The 16,937-nt window shown below is 66.8% G+C and carries 12 protein-coding genes; 9 read left to right on the top strand and 3 right to left on the bottom strand.

From position 1 onward, the window contains the following. Positions 1-4 precede the first annotated feature (4 nt). Both ACYQ1Z_RS03215 and ACYQ1Z_RS03210 read right to left on the bottom strand, forming a co-directional pair. Positions 5-841: an MBL fold metallo-hydrolase gene (locus ACYQ1Z_RS03215; RefSeq protein ID WP_459791047.1), complete on the bottom strand. Its 837-nt coding sequence runs from the start codon at positions 839-841 to the stop codon at positions 5-7. An 85-nt stretch (positions 842-926) separates the two neighbouring features. Then, entirely contained in the window at positions 927-1,808 is an 882-nt protein-coding gene (locus ACYQ1Z_RS03210) for a Rieske (2Fe-2S) protein (protein WP_459791046.1), read from the bottom strand. 161 nt (positions 1,809-1,969) lie between these two features. On the opposite strand from ACYQ1Z_RS03210, the gene glgX reads away from it, so the two are divergent. Continuing rightward, positions 1,970-4,180, top strand: a complete 2,211-nt coding sequence (gene glgX / locus ACYQ1Z_RS03205) for a glycogen debranching protein GlgX (RefSeq protein WP_459791045.1) — start codon at positions 1,970-1,972, stop codon at positions 4,178-4,180. Between the two features lie 39 nt (positions 4,181-4,219). Here glgX and ACYQ1Z_RS03200 read toward each other — a convergent pair whose 3' ends face one another. Beyond that, on the bottom strand, positions 4,220-5,251 hold the full coding sequence (locus tag ACYQ1Z_RS03200; RefSeq protein ID WP_459791044.1) for an Lrp/AsnC family transcriptional regulator: 1,032 nt from the start codon (positions 5,249-5,251) through the stop codon (positions 4,220-4,222). Between the two features lie 134 nt (positions 5,252-5,385). Between ACYQ1Z_RS03200 and ACYQ1Z_RS03195 the strand changes: the two genes are divergently transcribed. The 8 genes from ACYQ1Z_RS03195 to allB all read left to right on the top strand — a co-directional run bounded on the left by ACYQ1Z_RS03195 (position 5,386) and on the right by allB (position 16,929). Then, positions 5,386-6,648, top strand: a complete 1,263-nt coding sequence (locus tag ACYQ1Z_RS03195; RefSeq protein ID WP_459791042.1) for a M20 metallopeptidase family protein — start codon at positions 5,386-5,388, stop codon at positions 6,646-6,648. Positions 6,649-6,751: 103 nt separating this feature from the next. Then, the gene (locus tag ACYQ1Z_RS03190; RefSeq protein WP_459791041.1) at positions 6,752-8,041 is read left to right on the top strand and encodes an MFS transporter; all 1,290 of its coding nucleotides are present in this window, start codon (positions 6,752-6,754) and stop codon (positions 8,039-8,041) included. 107 nt (positions 8,042-8,148) lie between these two features. Next, the gene (katG, locus tag ACYQ1Z_RS03185) at positions 8,149-10,443 is read left to right on the top strand and encodes a catalase/peroxidase HPI (RefSeq protein ID WP_459791040.1); all 2,295 of its coding nucleotides are present in this window, start codon (positions 8,149-8,151) and stop codon (positions 10,441-10,443) included. 203 nt (positions 10,444-10,646) lie between these two features. Further along, the gene (locus ACYQ1Z_RS03180; protein ID WP_459791039.1) at positions 10,647-11,447 is read left to right on the top strand and encodes a hydroxypyruvate isomerase family protein; all 801 of its coding nucleotides are present in this window, start codon (positions 10,647-10,649) and stop codon (positions 11,445-11,447) included. Positions 11,448-11,507: 60 nt separating this feature from the next. Beyond that, positions 11,508-12,437, top strand: coding sequence for a 2-hydroxy-3-oxopropionate reductase (locus ACYQ1Z_RS03175; protein ID WP_459791037.1), 930 nt, complete (start codon positions 11,508-11,510; stop codon positions 12,435-12,437). Positions 12,438-12,602: 165 nt separating this feature from the next. Further along, positions 12,603-14,393 carry a glyoxylate carboligase gene (gene gcl, locus ACYQ1Z_RS03170; protein ID WP_459791036.1) on the top strand — a complete coding sequence of 597 codons (1,791 nt, stop codon included), beginning with the start codon at positions 12,603-12,605 and terminating at the stop codon, positions 14,391-14,393. 3 nt (positions 14,394-14,396) lie between these two features. Then, entirely contained in the window at positions 14,397-15,593 is a 1,197-nt protein-coding gene (locus ACYQ1Z_RS03165; RefSeq protein ID WP_459791035.1) for a glycerate kinase, read from the top strand. Then, positions 15,586-16,929, top strand: coding sequence for an allantoinase AllB (gene allB / locus ACYQ1Z_RS03160; RefSeq protein WP_459791033.1), 1,344 nt, complete (start codon positions 15,586-15,588; stop codon positions 16,927-16,929). The genes ACYQ1Z_RS03165 and allB overlap by 8 nt, the downstream gene beginning before the upstream one ends. Positions 16,930-16,937 lie beyond the last annotated feature (8 nt).

Raw genomic sequence — 16,937 nt, 5'->3', positions numbered from 1 at the left:
AGCCCTACCTCCAGAGGTAAGTCGCCCTGAGCCCACCCCTGGCCTGGCTCAACCTCTTGCGCTGGCTGGTCCGCCGATCGGCCAGGGCATGAAGCCTCGGAACGACGTCGATGGCAAGGGGACGCCCATGCCCGGGCGCCAGGATGCGCGGTCCCAGGTTCGCGAGCACCTCGATGGAATCCATGGCTTTCTTCCAGTTCCATGTGGTGTACCGGGGCGGACCGGCAAGGGAGGGCCGCCCCAGCAGGAGGCCAGGGAGCGAGTTCAGGTTGACCGTCAGCACGGCGTCGCCCGTGATCAGGACCCTGTCACTGGAACGCCAGAACGCCACATGCCCGGGCGTGTGGCCCGGAGTGTGGACAAAGGCCCACCCCGGCAGACCCGGTACCTCGCGGCCGGGAGGGAGCGGCCGGATGACATCCGAGATATCACCGCCGGCCTCTATCCTCCTGCGAGTCCGGGCGGGCAGCAGATGCAGGAAGGGAACGACAATCCACCGGTCCAGCGGCATCGAAAACTCGCGCCGGTATTTTCCGGCAGCCATCGGGAGTTCGTCCGGGTGGACGTACACCGGCACCTGCCAGATCCGGGCAAGGCTACCGGCGGCACCGGAGTGGTCCGGGTGGAGGTGGGTCAGCAGGATGGCGCCGGGCACCTCGTTGGGGCCCAGCAGCCGTTCCATCGCCCGCTGCACGGATTCTGCCGTCCCCGCCCAACCGGCGTCGACAAGTACCCGTGCCTGACCTGACCGGACAAGATACATGTTCGAGGCAAAGGCTCCCGCACCGGAGGTGAGGAGGACCACGCCCGGGGCAACTTCCCTGGCCTGGGTGACGCGCATCAGTGCCTGTGCCTAGGTCCGGGCCTTTGCATGATGCCAGTTTTGCGCCACTTATGACCGGATAACAGGGGCGAAAGGCCCTCTGCTAGTCCGCACCCGGCAGGCACACCTCCACGAGTCCGCCAGTCACCCGCGTTTCGAACGTCGGCTGGCGGGAGGTGGCAGGGCCCGCCTGTACCTCGCCGGTGCGCAGCGAAAACGTGCTCCGGTGCCAGGGACAGACGACGCACGGACCGGCACCATCGCCGCCGTCCTTGAGCTTGCCCTCGTGCAGTGGCCCGGAGAGGTGGCTGCACACGTCCGACAACACATTGACCCGCTCCCCCTCCCGGAAGACGAGCAGGGGCAGTCCGGCAACGTCGCGTTTGATGAGTTCGCCGTCGGGCAGGTCGGACAGCTGCGCCATGGGATGCCAGCCGGCCGGGAAGCGGTGCGGTATCTCCTCGCTGTGGTTGACACCGGCCGCCTGCCGGTACGTGAGGTGCCCGCCCAGGAACCCGCCGCCGGTGACAGTGGCCAGCCCCAGGTAGGCGAGCACTTTCCCGGAGGCGTGCCGGCCCCGGGCGCGCTGCACCAGCGAGGCAAGGTAGAAACTTGTCGCCGTGATGTTGGCGGCAGCGTGTACCAGGCCCACCCTTTGCTGCTGGGGGTGGAGCTGGGACCAGTCAGTGAACCCGGCAACAGCGGACGGCACGACGCTGGCGGCGCCCACCCCTACCAGCACTTTGGCCGCCTGTTCCGTGCCGGGCACAACATCCAGGACTGCGGCGGAGACCCAGGCCCCCATGGGCACCTGGACGGCCAGGGGGTGCACCGGGTGGCCGATGGGTACGCCGTGCAGGATGTCCCTGGCCCACCGCGGCCGGATTGCCTTCTTCACGACCTTCCGGACGCTCTTGGCAACCGGATCAAGCCATTCGGCGTCCTCAAGGCGGGCAACAAGCTCAAGTGCAGGCAGCGGCTTCATGCGTCTTCCTTACCCTGTATTCCGGAATACATTCGGTCCGGAGAGCCTAGCCGCTGGGCCCCGGGCGCAACAGGGCAACCCGGCAACAGCAATAAAAAGCCTCCCCCGGATGTCGTAGCGCTGTGGTTGGATGGTGTCCTCATGGGGGACGGAGGCGGGACATGGAAGTCTGGACGGGGAACCCTTATCCGCTGGGCGCCACGTATGACGGCAGCGGCACCAACTTCGCGCTGTTCAGCGAGGCCGCGAGCGCTGTGCACCTGTGCTTGTTCGACGACGACGGCACCGAACAGCGCATCAGGCTGGACGCCGTGGATGGCTTTGTCTGGCATTGCTACCTGCCGCATGTCCTGCCCGGCCAGCTTTATGGCTATCGGGTGGACGGGCCGTACGATCCCGCCCGGGGCCTGAGGTGCAATCCCAACAAACTGCTGATGGACCCCTACGCCAAGGCCATGAGCGGCGGGATCACCTGGGGGCAGCCCATGTTCTCCTACAACTTCGGCGATCCCCTCTCCTTCAACCAGGACGACTCCGCACCCAACACCATGCGGTCCGTGGTGATCAGCCCGTTCTTCGACTGGCAGCATGACCGCCCGCCAAAGATCCCCTACAACGACACACTGGTTTACGAGGCGCACGTCAAAGGCCTCACCATGACCCACCCGGAGGTGCCGGAAAAGGAGCGCGGCACGTACGCCGGCGTCGCCCACCCCGCAGTGATCGAACACCTGCAGAAGCTGGGGGTCACGGCCATCGAACTGCTGCCGGTGCACCAGTTCGTGCAGGACAGCGTGCTGCATGACAAAGGCCTGCGGAACTACTGGGGCTACAACACCATCGGTTTCCTGGCACCGCACGCCAGCTACAGCTCCAGCAACCGGCCCGGGCAGCAGGTACAGGAATTCAAGGCGATGGTCCGCTCGCTGCACGCCGCGGGCATCGAGGTGATCCTCGACGTCGTCTACAACCACACGGCGGAGGGGAACCACATGGGCCCCACCCTGTCCTTCAAGGGCATCGACAACCAGGCGTACTACCGGCTGGTAGAGCACGAAAAGCAGCACTACCTGGACTACACGGGCACCGGCAACACTATCAACGTCCGGCACCCGCACGCCCTGCAGCTGCTGATGGATTCCCTGCGGTACTGGGTGCTGGACATGCACGTGGACGGCTTCCGGTTCGACCTCGCATCGGCACTGGCGCGGGAGTTCTACGAGGTCGACCGGCTCTCCAGCTTCTTCGACCTCGTGCAGCAGGACCCGGTGGTGTCGCAGGTGAAACTGATCGCCGAGCCGTGGGACGTGGGTCCCGGCGGTTACCAGGTGGGCAACTTCCCTCCCCTGTGGACGGAGTGGAACGGCAAGTACCGTGACGCTGTCAGGGACTTTTGGCGTGGGGCGCCTGCCACCCTGGGCGAATTCGCGTCGCGGCTCGCCGGTTCCTCGGACCTTTACGAAAGCTCGGGACGCCGGCCGGTCGCATCGATCAACTTCGTCACGGCCCACGACGGCTTCACCCTGCGCGACCTGGTCTCGTACAACTCCAAGCACAACGAGGCCAACGGGGAGAACAACAACGACGGCGAATCCCACAACCGCTCCTGGAACTGCGGGGCCGAGGGCCCTACGGACGACCCCGGCATCCTGGCCCTGCGTGCCCGGCAGCAGCGGAACTTCCTGGCCACCCTCCTCCTCTCCCAGGGCGTACCCATGGTGGCGCACGGCGACGAGCTGGGACGGACCCAAATGGGAAACAACAACGCCTACTGCCAGGATTCACCCCTGTCCTGGATCAACTGGGACGCAGCGGACCAGCCCCTGAACGGGTTCCTTGCCGCCGTCAGCGCGCTGCGCCGCGAACACCCGACATTCCGCCGCAACAGGTTCTTCGAGGGCCGGCCCGTCCGGCGGACGCTGGGCGAGCCCCTGCCGGACATCGTGTGGCTCAACACGGACGGGTCGGAAATGGTCCCCGAGGACTGGGGCAATCCGCTTGCCCGGGCGCTGGGGGTGTTCTACAACGGCGAAGCCGTGGGGAAAGACCACCGCGGCAGGATCATCCGGGACCACAATTTCCTGCTCTTCTGCAATTCGGGGGACGGGCCGGTGGACTTCACCCTGCCCGGCACAGAATATTCACCCAAGTGGGAGCAACTGGTCGACACCGCCGGTGAACACGCGGACCAGGGCATCCTGGCGGCGGGCGGCACGGTCCGGCTGGCCGCCAAATCCCTGCTGGTGCTTCGGGCCTATGCCACCCCGGCGGAAGAACCGGACCATTCCGTGGCCGCCTCGCTGGCGCTGGTCAAGGCTCCCGAATCGGTTCGGGTGCCAGCCCCCACCCAGGTGCGGCCGGGCAAACGCTAGGCGTCCGGCGGCGGCGGGTACCGCCGTCGGACGCCCGTTTCAGTCCGCGGCACCCAGGGTGCCGCCATGCACGACGGCGCCACTGGCCGTCGTGTCCTCGTTCAGCATCCAGCCCACGCGCTTGACCGTCCGCAGCATCACCACGCTCTCCACCAGCTCAATGCCTGGAACCTTCTGCTGCAGCGCCAGCTCGGCGTTCATGACGTCCGCCAGCGACTGCAGCCACATGATGATCAGGAAGTTGGTGGGCCCCGTGGTTGACGCGCTCAGGCGGACGTTGCTGATGGTGCGGAACGCCGCGGCCGCCTCCTCGTGGCGCCCCGCCGGAACGTTGGCGAACCACTGGCAGGTCACCGGAAACGAGGAGTATCCCTGGGCCAGTTCACAACGGAAAAGCAGCAGTCCGCTGGCAAGGACGCGGTTGAGCTGGCGCTGCACCGTGGCGGGGTGCCGCCCCAGGTCCCTGGCAATCTCCGCCGCCGTCGCCCGCCCGTCCCTTGCCAGGTATGGCAGCAGGTCAAGGTGGCTCGGCGGGAGCGGGGCTGCCCCTGCACGCTGCGTGCTGCCGCCGGGCATTGCTGCCTGTCCCACGGTGCGGAGTGTTGCCAGCTGGGTTTTGTCCAGGATGTTCAGCCGCCATTCGTCGGCACTGGTGTGAAGCCGGGTGCAGAGTGCGGTCTGGTATTTCGTCAACCCTTCGATGGCTTTCAGCCGCGACACCACGTTGGCGCTGAATTCCTCAAGGGACTTGGTGATGACCGTCAGCATGAGGTCCCGGTTGCTCGCCGCTTCCTCCACCGTGACGATTTCCGGGATTGCCGCCAACTGTGCGGTCACACTGTCCCTCAGGTTCATGTCGCAGTCCACGGCCACGAAGGCGAGCAGCATCTGGCGCGGATCGCCCGCGAGGTGCGCCGTCACCCAGGCCGAACCAACGGCCCTCAAGCGTTCCCAACGGGAGGCCAGGGTGGTGGCGTGCACGCCAAGGACCTTCGCCGCGTCCGCCCAGCCCAGCCGGGGATGCGCCTGAAGGACCTGGATGAGTGCCAGGTCTTCCTCGCTGAGTTCCATAAACCTCTCCTCCGCGTGCATGATTCCTGCTTGAGGCCAGGTGGAACAGCATATTTCCTGCGCTTCCGGCGAGTGTGAACCATGCCACTCCAGAATAATCCCCAAGCCTGACCGTACAAGTTTGAGGAGAACAAGTGCCCATTACCGATGATGCCCGCGACCTGCAGGAGGACCTCGTCCGCCTCCGACACGACCTGCACCGGCAACCGGAAATCGGCCTGCACCTTCCACGCACCCAGGAGCGTGTCCTGCGGGCGCTTGACGGCCTGCCCTACGAGATCACCCTGGGCAAGGAAACGACGTCGGTCACCGCGGTCCTGCGCGGCGGCGCCGGTCCCGGGGACGGCAATGAAGGCCGCGGCGGGGAAAGCAGCACCGGAACCGGCACCGTACGGCCGGCCGTCCTGCTCCGGGCCGACATGGACGGGTTGCCCGTCCAGGAAAAGACCGGCGTGGACTACACATCGAGGACCGACGGCGCCATGCACGCCTGCGGCCACGACCTGCACACCTCCATGCTTGCCGGAGCCGCCACGCTCCTGGCAGAGAAGCGGCACCTGCTCGCCGGCGACGTCGTGCTCATGTTCCAGCCCGGCGAGGAAGGCTGCGACGGTGCCGGCTACATGCTCCGCGAAGGTGTGCTGGACGCCGCCGGCCCGCGCGTCCAGGCCGCCTACGGGATGCACGTGTTCTCGTCGCTGGAGCCGCACGGCACGTTCTGCACCAAACCCGGCGTGATGCTCAGCGCCTCCGACGGACTCGAGGTCACCGTCCTGGGCGCCGGCGGCCACGGCTCCGCTCCGCACGCGGCGAAGGACCCGGTGACGGTGGCGGCGGAGATGGTGACCGCCCTGCAGGTGATGGTCACCCGGCAGTTCAACATGTTCGATCCCGTTGTACTGTCCGTCGGCGTGCTGCACGCCGGGACCAAACGCAACGTCATTCCGGAATCGGCACGGATCGAGGCGACAGTCCGGACATTCTCCGAAGCCTCCCGGCTGAAGATGATGGAGGCGGTGCCGCGCCTGCTGCAGGGCATCGCCGCCGCGCACGGCGTCGAGGTCCACGTCGATTACCAGCCGGAATACCCCCTCACCATCACCAACGAAGACGAAACCCACACCGCCGAGAAAGTAATCACGGAGCTGTTCGGCGAGCGCCGGCTGTCCCGCTGGGCCACCCCGCTCAGCGGATCCGAGGACTTCTCCCGGGTGCTGGCGGAGGTGCCCGGCACCTTCGTGGGCCTCAGCGCCGTCGCCCCGGGCAGCGACCCGTCCACCTCACCCTTCAACCACTCCCCCTACGCAACGTTCGACGACGGCGTGCTGGCTGACGGGGCCGCACTGTACGCGGAGCTGGCCATCTCACGGCTGGCCGCCTTGTCCGCCACTGCCTAACCACAACCTCCTGACTACACCGCCTGACCACAACCGCCCGACCGCCGGGCAGCAGCGCCGCTACCCGGCACCTCCCCTTCACCTCAACCACCAGGAAGCAACCATGTCCATTGCAGCAACAAAGCAGCAGACTGAACGGGTGTCCACCGCAAAGACAATTGTCGGCACCGGCATCGGCAATGCCGTTGAATGGTACGACTGGGCCATCTACGCCACGTTCACGCCGTTCATTGCCAGCCAGCTGTTCAGCAAGGCCGACCCGGCGTCGGCCGTGCTGTCCACCCTGGCGATCTTCGCCGTCGGCTTCGTTGCCCGGCCCTTCGGCGGTTTCCTCTTCGGGTGGATCGGCGACAGGGTGGGCCGGAAGACCTCGATGACCCTCGCCGTCGGCCTCGCCTCGCTGGGCAGCCTGATGATCGGCATCGCGCCGACGTTCGCCAGCGTCGGGGCGTGGGCCTCGCTGATGCTGCTGGTGGCCCGGCTCATCCAGGGCCTTGCGCACGGTGGCGAGCTGCCGTCGTCGCAAACCTACCTGTCCGAGATGGCACCCCGGGAACACCGCGGGTTCTGGGCAACGCTGATCTACACCTCAGGCACCGTAGGCATCCTGTTCGGCACCCTGCTCGGCGCGGTGCTGAACATGGCGCTGACCGCCGAGGCGATGAACGCGTGGGGCTGGCGCATCCCGTTCCTGCTGGGTGCCGCGATGGGCCTGTACGCCCTGATCATGCGGGCACGGCTGCATGAAACCGACGCGTTCGAGGGCGAATCCGCTTCCGAGAAGCGCGCCCCGATCTGGCCGCAGGTTGTCCGCTACCGGAAGCAGGCGCTGCAGGTGATCGGGCTGACCGTAGGCCTGACTGTGATCTACTACATCTGGGGCGTGGTGGCGCCGAGCTACGCCACCACCGCACTGAAGATCGACCGCGGCGAGGCGCTGTGGGCCGGCGTCGTCGCGAACATCGTTTTCATCGCCGCCCTGCCGGTGTGGGGCAAGCTCTCCGACCGGATCGGGCGGAAGAAGGTTCTGTGGGCCGGTGCCATCGGCTCCGCCGTCTTCCACTTCCCCATGACATGGCTGCTGAAGGACTCCGCCTGGCAGCTGGCCGTGTCCATGTCCGTCATGCTGGTCTTCATCGCCGCGTGCGCGGCCATTGTCCCTGCGGTGTACGCCGAGCTGTTCCCGACGTCGATCCGCACCGTGGGCGTCGGGGTCCCGTATTCGATCTGCGTGGCTGCCTTTGGGGGCACCGCCCCGTACCTCCAGCAGTGGCTGGGTACCTCACTGGGCGCACCCCAGGTGTTCAACATCTACGCGGTGGTGTTGCTGGCGATCAGTGCGGCATTCGTCTTCACCATTCCGGAAACGCGGGGCAAGGATCTCACCCACTGAACATCCGGCGGCAGGGGGTTCAGCGCACCCTCCCACCATGTTCAAATGGGAGGGTTGAACCGGCTGCCCGAGTCCGACCACGGCCTCGGCCATAGGGAAGGAAGCACATGACGGACCCCCAGGACCATCCCCCTGTCCCCACCCCGGGAAGCGCCCAGGGGCTGGACCAAAAGGTGGAGGGCGGCTGCCCGGTCGCCCACGACAGCGTGACCTCGCATGGCAGCGAGAGTGAAAACCCGGCGATTGACTCGCCGCAGCCCAAGGGCCACCGTCCCCGCACCGTTGCGGACTGGTGGCCGAACCAGCTGGACCTGTCCGTGCTGCACGCACACCACCCGGCAGGCAATCCGCTGGGACCCGGCTTCAAGTACTCCGAGGAATTCCAGAAGCTCGACGTCGACGCGCTCAAGCAGGACATCATCGAAGTCCTGACCACGTCGCAGGACTGGTGGCCGGCGGACTTCGGGCATTATGGCGGCCTGATGATCCGCCTGAGCTGGCACGCCGCCGGCACCTACCGCGTCCACGACGGCCGCGGCGGTGCAGGGGACGGCAGCCAGCGGTTCGCGCCGCTGAACAGCTGGCCCGACAACGCCAACCTCGACAAGGCGCGGCGGCTGCTGTGGCCGGTGAAGCAGAAGTACGGCCAGAAGCTTTCCTGGGCCGACCTCCTGGTCCTCGCCGGCAACGTCGCCCTGGAGTCGATGGGGTTCAAGACCTTCGGCTTCGCCTTTGGCCGCGAGGACGTGTGGGAGCCCGAGGAGATCTTCTGGGGACCGGAGGACACCTGGCTCGGCGACGAGCGCTACATAGGCGAAGGCCAGATGGCGGAAGACGTAGGCTCCACCGAAATGGGCCTCATCTACGTCAACCCCGAGGGCCCCATGGGCAACCCGGACCCGGTGAAGGCTGCAGCCTTCATCCGGGAAACGTTCAAGCGGATGGCCATGAACGACGAGGAAACATTCGCCCTGATCGCCGGCGGACACACCTTCGGCAAAACGCACGGCGCTGCCGAGGCCGACACCCATGTCGGCCCGGAACCCGAGGGCGCCAACCTGGAAGCCCAGGGACTGGGCTGGCTCAGCACCTACGGTTCCGGCAAGGGCGCGGACACGATCACCTCCGGCCTGGAAGTGACCTGGACCGACCGGCCGACCCAGTGGAGCAACCGCTTCCTGGAAATCCTGTTCGGCTACGAGTGGGAACTCGTCAAGAGCCCGGCCGGCGCGCACCAGTGGGTGGCCAAGGATGCGGAAAGCATCATCCCGGATGCCCACGATCCGAACAAAAAACACCGGCCGACCATGCTCACCACGGACCTGTCCCTCCGCTTTGACCCCGTCTACGAGAAAATCGGACGGCGTTTCCTGGAGAACCCGGACGAGTTCGCGCTGGCGTTCGCCAAGGCCTGGTACAAGCTGCTGCACCGCGACATGGGCCCGGTGGGCCCTCACATGCTGGGACCGTGGGTGCCGGAGCCGCAAATCTGGCAGGACCCCGTGCCTGCAGTGGACCACGAACTGGTCAGCGAGCAGGACATCGCTTCCCTCAAGGCGCAGCTCCTCGATTCAGGCCTGTCGGTCTCGCAACTAGCTGCAACGGCATGGGCGTCGGCCGCCACGTTCCGCAAGACGGACAAGCGGGGCGGGGCCAACGGGGCACGGATCCGGCTGGAACCCCAGCGCGGCTGGGAGGCCAACGAACCCGAACAGCTGTCTGCTGCCCTGCAGGCGATTGAGGGCGTGCAGCAGAAGTTCAACTCCGCCCAAAGCGGGGGCAAGAAGGTTTCGCTGGCCGACCTGATTGTCCTCGGCGGCTGCGCTGCGGTGGAGAAGGCAGCGGCCGACGCCGGGTTCCCGGTCACCGTGCCGTTCCGACCGGGCCGCACCGACGCCACCCAGGAGCAGACCGACGTCGAATCCGTGCAGTACCTGCAGCCGCGCGCCGACGGGTTCCGCAACTATGTCCGTCCCGGCGGGAAGCTCCAGCCGGAGACCCTGCTGCTGGACAAGGCCTACATGCTGGACCTTTCCGCGCCGGAGATGACGGCCCTGGTGGGCGGCATGCGCGCACTGGGCACCAATGTCGGAGGCAGCAAGCACGGTGTCCTCACCGACCGTCCGCAGGTCCTGACGAACGACTTCTTCGTCAACCTCCTGTCCCCGGGCACCAAGTGGAAGGCGTCCGAAAACGAGCAGGACGTCTATGAAATCAGCGACGTCAGCACCGGCGAGCTGAAGTGGACCGCCACCCCGGTGGACCTGGTCTTTGGCTCCAACTCCCAGCTCCGCGCGCTGTCCGAGGTCTACGCCAGCGAGGACGGCCGGGAGAAGTTCGTCAACGACTTCGTGGCCGCATGGACCAAGGTCATGGAGCTCGACCGCTTCGACCTGCGCTAGGAGTCACCCCGAGGTAAGGCCGGCTGCATTGCAGCCGGCCTTTTCTCTTGCCCCCACACTTGACGCTCATCACCTCCCTTCCCTACACTTTTCATAAAGCAGAATCTAAATTCCACAAAGCGGAAACGAATGATAGGCCGATACGGTTCCAAGCCGAACGCACGGGAAGATAGATCAAAGCCCCTCCCTCGGAAGGACCTACGATGACGTACACAGTGAACTGCTCCATCCTCCTCACGGAGCTGCCCCTGCTTGAGCGCCCCGCGGCCGCCAAGGCAGCAGGCTTCGACGCCGTCGAGTTCTGGTGGCCCTTCGAAACCTCCGTCCCCTCCGACGCCGACGTCACCAGGTTCGAGAACGCCATCACGGACGCCGGCGTGCAGCTCACCGGCTTGAACTTCAACGCCGGCAACATGCCCGGCGGCGACCGCGGCCTGGTCTCCTGGACGGGACGCGAGTCCGAATTCAAGGACAACATCGACGTCGTCGCCGGCATCGGCGGGCGCCTCGGCTGCAAGGCATTCAACGCCCTCTATGGCAACCGGCAGGACGGGTTCACCCCCGAAGAGCAGGATGAACTCGCCGTCAAGAACCTTGCGGCAGCAGCTGAAGGCGTGGCCCGGATCGGCGGCACCGTCCTCCTCGAACCGGTGAGCGGCGCACCCAAGTACCCGCTCCTCACCGCCGATGACGCACTGAAGGTCATCGCCCGCACCAAGGCGGAGGCCGGCGTCGGGAACATCAAGCTCCTCGCGGACTTCTACCACCTGGCCGTCAACGGCGACGACGTCGAATCCGTCATCGAAAACCACGCCAAGGACTTCGGCCACATCCAGATCGCCGACAATCCCGGCCGCGGCGCCCCGGGCACAGGCACCCTCCCGCTCGGCGAATGGATCGCCCGCAGCCGCGACCTCGGCTACCAGGGCTACATCGGCCTCGAGTACAAGGAGCCGCAGGAGACGGCCTTCAGCTGGGCCATCCGCGAGCACGCCGCCAAGTAGCCCATACCCGCCCAACTGACTCGCAGTAGTTGTCGTTATGGGCCTCCAAAACGACAACAAATGCGAGTCAGTTGGGACACCACGAACAGACTTTCCAGAAAGAGAACCATCATGAGCAACGTTGCAGTCATCGGCCTCGGAATCATGGGCCTGCCCATGGCCATCAACCTGGTCAAGGCCGGCCACACCGTCACCGGCTTCAACCGCAGCCAGGACAAGATCGACAAGCTCGTCTCCGAAGGCGGCAAGGGCGCCACGAGCATCGCTGACGCAGTGAAGGATGCCGACGTCGTCATCACCATGGTGCCGGACTCCCCCGACGTCGAAGGCGTCGTCACCGGCAAGGACGGCGTCTTCGCCAACGCCAGGCAGGGCACCCTGTGGATCGATGCCTCCAGCATCCGGCCCGACGTCGCCAAGCGCCTCGCGGACGAAGCCCGCGACGCCGGCATCCGTCCCCTTGACGCCCCGGTCTCCGGCGGCGAACAGGGCGCCATCGACGCTGTCCTGTCCATCATGGTCGGCGGCGAAAAAGCAGACTTCGACGCCGCCCAGGACGTCCTGAACGCCGTCGGCAAGACCATCGTCCACGTCGGCCCCTCCGGCTCCGGCCAGACCGTCAAGGCAGCAAACCAGCTGATCGTCGCCGTCAACATCGAGGTCCTTGGCGAGGCCATCGCCTTCCTTGAGGCCTACGGCGTGGACACCGACGCCGCCCTCAAGGTCCTCGGCGGCGGCCTGGCCGGCTCCAAGGTCCTGGACCAGAAGGGCCAGAAGATGCTCGACCGCAACTTCGACCCCGGCTTCCGCCTCGCCCTGCACCACAAGGACCTGGGCATCGTCACCTCCGCCGCCCGCGAAGCCAACGTCAGCATCCCGCTCGGCGCCGTCGTCGCCCAGCTCGTCGCCGCCACCGTCAACCAGGGCGACGGCGCACTGGACCACTCCGGACTCTTCAAGCAGGTCCTCCAGCTCAGCGGCAGGAAGTAAGAGCAGCCCCGCCAAAACGGGGCACTTCGACACGGACACGCCGGCCGCCGTCGTCCATTACGACGGCGGCCCTCCCCAAAGTGCCCCGCGATCGCCGGGCCTTCCCTCAGCACACCCAAAAAACACCCAGACTTCGCCCCAAAGGGGCAAAACAAGGAGCACCCCATGAGCAAGATGCGTACCGTTGATGCAGCGGTGGCCATCCTGGAAAAGGAAGGCGCCATCGAGGCGTTCGGCCTGCCAGGCGCCGCCATCAACCCCTTCTACTCCGCAATGCGCGCCCACGGCGGCATCCGCCACACGCTGGCCCGCCATGTTGAAGGCGCCAGCCACATGGCCGACGGCTACTCCCGTGCCAAGGACGGCAACATCGGCATCTGCATCGGCACCTCCGGCCCCGCCGGGACCGACATGATCACCGGCCTCTACGCAGCCTGGGCGGACTCGATCCCCATGCTCTGCATCACCGGCCAGGCCCCCGTGGCCAAGCTGCACAAGGAAGACTTCCAGGCCGTGGACATTGAGTCCATCGCCAAGCCGGTCACCAAGTTCGCCATGACCATCCTGGAGCCCGGCCAGGTTCCCGGCGCGTTCCAGAAGGCCTTCCAGGTGATGCGCTCCGGCCGTCCTGGCCCCGTGCTGCTGGACCTGCCCATCGACGTGCAGCTGGCTGAGATCGAGTTCGACATCGACGCCTACGAGCCCCTGCCGGTCGAGAAGCCCAAGGCCTCCCGCAAGCAGCTGGAAAAGGCCCTGGACATGCTCCTTGCCGCCAAGCACCCGCTGATCGTGGCCGGCGGCGGCATCATCAACGCCGGCGCCTCCGCCCAGCTGGTGGAACTGGCCGAGACCCTGAACGTGCCGGTGATCCCCACCCTGATGGGCTGGGGCACCATCCCGGACGACCACCAGCTGATGGCCGGCATGGTGGGCCTGCAGACCTCGCACCGCTACGGCAACGAGAACTACCTCCAGAGCGACTTCGTGATCGGCATCGGCAACCGCTGGGCCAACCGCCACACCGGCGGCCTGGAGACCTACACCGCCGGCCGCAAGTTCGTGCACATCGACATCGAGCCCACGCAGATCGGCCGCGTGTTCTCGCCGGACCTGGGCATCGCGTCCGACGCCGGTGCGGCGCTGGCCGGTCTGGTTGAGCTCGCCAAGGAGCGGGCTGCTGCCGGGTCCCTGCCGGACTACAGCGCCTGGGTTGCCGAGTGCCAGGACCGCAAGGCCACCCTGCACCGCAAGACCCACTTCGAGAACATCCCCATCAAGCCGCAGCGCGTGTACGAGGAGATGAACAAGTCCTTCGGCCGCGACACCACCTACGTGTCCACCATCGGCCTGTCGCAGATCGCCGGCGCCCAGATGCTGCACGTGTTCGGCCCGCGCAAGTGGATCAACGCCGGCCAGGCAGGTCCGCTGGGCTGGACCGCCCCGGCCGCGCTCGGCGTCGCACGGTCCAACCCGGACGAAACCGTGGTGGCCCTTTCCGGCGACTACGACTTCCAGTTCATGATCGAGGAATTGGCCGTGGGCGCGCAGTTCAACCTGCCCTACATCCACGTGGTGGTGAACAACTCCTACCTGGGCCTGATCCGCCAGTCCCAGCGCGGCTTCAACATGGAACAGAACGTGTCCCTGGCGTTCGAGAACATCAACAGCGCGCACCTGTCCGAGGACACCCGCGGCTATGGCGTGGACCACCTGAAGGTGGCCGAGGGCCTGGGCTGCAAGGCCGTTCGCGTGGAGGACCCCAACGACCTCGCCGCCGCCTTCGACAAGGCCAAGGCCCTGATGGGCGAGTTCCAGGTTCCCGTGGTGGTGGAAGTGATCCTGGAAAAGGTCACCAACATCTCCATGGGCGTGGAAATCAACGCCGTAAACGAGTTCGAGGAACTGGCCGAGACCGCCGCCGACGCCCCCACCGCCATCCTGGCCCTGCAGGGCTAAACCATGCGGATCGTCATTGCCCCGGACAAGTTCAAGGGATCGCTGTCCGCCCTGGAGGTGTGCAGCCACCTGGAAAAGGGCCTGCAGCGGGCTGCCGGCAACAACCTTGAGGTTGTCCGGATTCCGGTTGCCGACGGCGGCGAGGGCACCCTCGACGCCGCCGTCGGCTCCGGCTTCACCCGCCGCACGGCAACGGTGAGCGGCCCCACCGGGCAGCCGGTCGAGGCGGACTTCGCGGTCCGGGGCCACGAAGCCGTCATCGAGATGGCCACGGCGTCCGGGCTCGCCCTGCTGCCGAACGTCCGGAAGGGAGGCCGGCCGGACCCGGCCGATGCCACCACCGCTACCAGCCTCGGCACCGGCCAGCTGATCCGGGCGGCGCTGGACGCGGGCTGCCGCCGCATCGTGCTGGGCGTTGGGGGCAGCGCGAATACCGACGGCGGCGCGGGGCTCCTGCAGGGGCTCGGCGCCAGGTTCCTCGACGCCAGGAACAACGAACTTCCACCGGGCGGCGCTGCGCTGGCAAACCTGCACAGCATCGACTTCACCCATTTCGAACCCCGCTTGGTGGACACACGCTTTATGCTGGCATCCGACGTCGACAACCCGCTACTGGGCGCCCAGGGCGCCGCGGCGGTTTTCGGCCCGCAGAAGGGTGCCACGCCACAGGATGTCGACATGCTCGACGCCGCCCTGGCCAGGTTTGTCGAAGTCCTGGCCAGGGAAATCGGATTCCGCGCCGTCAAGGCTGCCGAGGCTCCCGGAGCCGGGGCGGCCGGCGGCGTGGGCTACGCCGCCATCGCGGCACTGGCCGCAACGCGGAGGCCAGGCATCGACGTCGTCCTCGAATTCACTGGATTGGCCGAACGCCTTGCCGGGGCCGACCTGGTGATCACCGGCGAAGGCAGCCTGGATGAACAAAGCCTGCTGGGCAAAACGCCCCTGGGCGTCGCCCGGGCCGCGGCAGGACAGGGCGTTCCGGTCATCGCCGTGTGCGGCCGGACCACCCTGGAGGCCGGACAGGCCGCAACTGCAGGATTCGAAGACGTTTACGCTTTGACCGAACTCGAAACAGATGTAAACAGGTGCATAGCAGAGGCAGGACAGCTTCTGGAGCAACTGGGCACCCAGATCAGTGGAACGCTGGCGGCCGGCAGGCTTGCCCGCACCCCAAGCACAAAGGAGGACCTCCGTGTCTGAAGAACGTTTTGACCTGGTCATCCGGGGCCAGCGCATCCTGACCACCGCCGGCATCGCGCCGCGCGAAGTAGGCGTCCGCGGCGGAAAGATCGTCGCCATCGAGCCGCTGGGCAACAGCCTGGCCGGCGACGAGGTCATCGAACTGGCCGACGACGAAACCTTGCTCCCCGGCCTGGTGGACACCCACGTCCACGTCAACGAGCCCGGCCGCACCGAGTGGGAAGGCTTCGCCTCCGCCACCCGTGCAGCCGCGGCCGGCGGTGTCACCACCATCATCGACATGCCGCTGAACTCCGTCCCGCCCACCACCACCGTGGCCAACCTGAAGCTCAAGCGCGAGGTTGCCGAGGACCAGGCCTTCATCGATGTCGGGTTCTGGGGCGGCGCCATCCCCGGCAACAAGGCTGACCTGCGCCCGCTGCACGACGACGGCGTGTTCGGCTTCAAGTGCTTCCTGCTGCACTCCGGCGTGGACGAGTTCCCGCACCTGGACGCGGACGAGATGGAGGAGGACATGGCCGAGCTGAAGTCCTTCGACTCGCTCATGATCGTCCACGCTGAGGACTCGCACGCCATCGACCGGGCACCCCACCCGGGCGGCGACCACTACGAAACGTTCCTGGCCTCCCGCCCCCGCGGCGCCGAGAACAAGGCCATCGCCGAGGTCATCGAACGGGCCCGCTGGACCGGTGCGCGGGCGCACATCCTGCACCTGTCGTCGTCGGACGCACTGCCCATGATCGCCTCGGCCAAGCGCGACGGCGTCAAGCTCACCGTGGAGACGTGCCCGCACTACCTCACCCTGATGGCTGAGGAAATCCCTGACGGCGCCACCGCCTACAAGTGCTGCCCGCCCATCCGCGAGGCTTCCAACCGCGAGCTGCTGTGGCAGGGCCTGCTGGATGGCACCATCGACTGCATCGTCTCGGACCATTCACCCTCCACCCTGGACCTGAAGGACCTGGAGAACGGCGACTTCGCCGTGGCCTGGGGCGGCGTCTCGTCCCTGCAGCTGGGCCTGTCCCTGATCTGGAGCGAGGCACGGCACCGCGGCATCCCGCTGGAACAGGTGGTTTCCTGGATGGCGGAGAAGCCGGCCAACCTGGCCCGCCTCACCAACAAGGGACAGCTGGCCCTGGGCTACGACGCCGACTTTGCCGTGTTCGCCCCGGACGAGGCGTTTGTGGTGGACGTGTCCAAGCTCAAGCACAAGAACCCCATCACCCCGTACGACGGCAAGACCCTGTCCGGTGTGGTCCGCAAGACCTTCCTGCGCGGCGCCGTGGTGGACGGCCAGACCCCCACGGGCAAGCTGATCCGCCGCGGCGGCGTCTAGGGACCGCC

The sequence above is a fragment of the Arthrobacter sp. AD-310 genome (assembly GCF_054656615.1).
This window is presented reverse-complemented; position numbering and strand designations above follow the sequence as displayed.

Bases quoted from the DNA above. Each gene is read 5' to 3' on its own strand.
- glgX (WP_459791045.1), top strand. From the start codon at position 1,970: ATGGAAGTCTGGACGGGGAACCCTTATCCGCTGGGCGCCACGTATGAC.
- ACYQ1Z_RS03215 (WP_459791047.1), bottom strand. From the start codon at position 841: ATGCGCGTCACCCAGGCCAGGGAAGTTGCCCCGGGCGTGGTCCTCCTC.
- ACYQ1Z_RS03190 (WP_459791041.1), top strand. From the start codon at position 6,752: ATGTCCATTGCAGCAACAAAGCAGCAGACTGAACGGGTGTCCACCGCA.
- ACYQ1Z_RS03175 (WP_459791037.1), top strand. From the start codon at position 11,508: ATGCGAGTCAGTTGGGACACCACGAACAGACTTTCCAGAAAGAGAACC.
- katG (WP_459791040.1), top strand. From the start codon at position 8,149: ATGACGGACCCCCAGGACCATCCCCCTGTCCCCACCCCGGGAAGCGCC.
- ACYQ1Z_RS03165 (WP_459791035.1), top strand. From the start codon at position 14,397: ATGCGGATCGTCATTGCCCCGGACAAGTTCAAGGGATCGCTGTCCGCC.
- ACYQ1Z_RS03210 (WP_459791046.1), bottom strand. From the start codon at position 1,808: ATGAAGCCGCTGCCTGCACTTGAGCTTGTTGCCCGCCTTGAGGACGCC.
- ACYQ1Z_RS03180 (WP_459791039.1), top strand. From the start codon at position 10,647: ATGACGTACACAGTGAACTGCTCCATCCTCCTCACGGAGCTGCCCCTG.
- ACYQ1Z_RS03200 (WP_459791044.1), bottom strand. From the start codon at position 5,251: ATGGAACTCAGCGAGGAAGACCTGGCACTCATCCAGGTCCTTCAGGCG.
- gcl (WP_459791036.1), top strand. From the start codon at position 12,603: ATGAGCAAGATGCGTACCGTTGATGCAGCGGTGGCCATCCTGGAAAAG.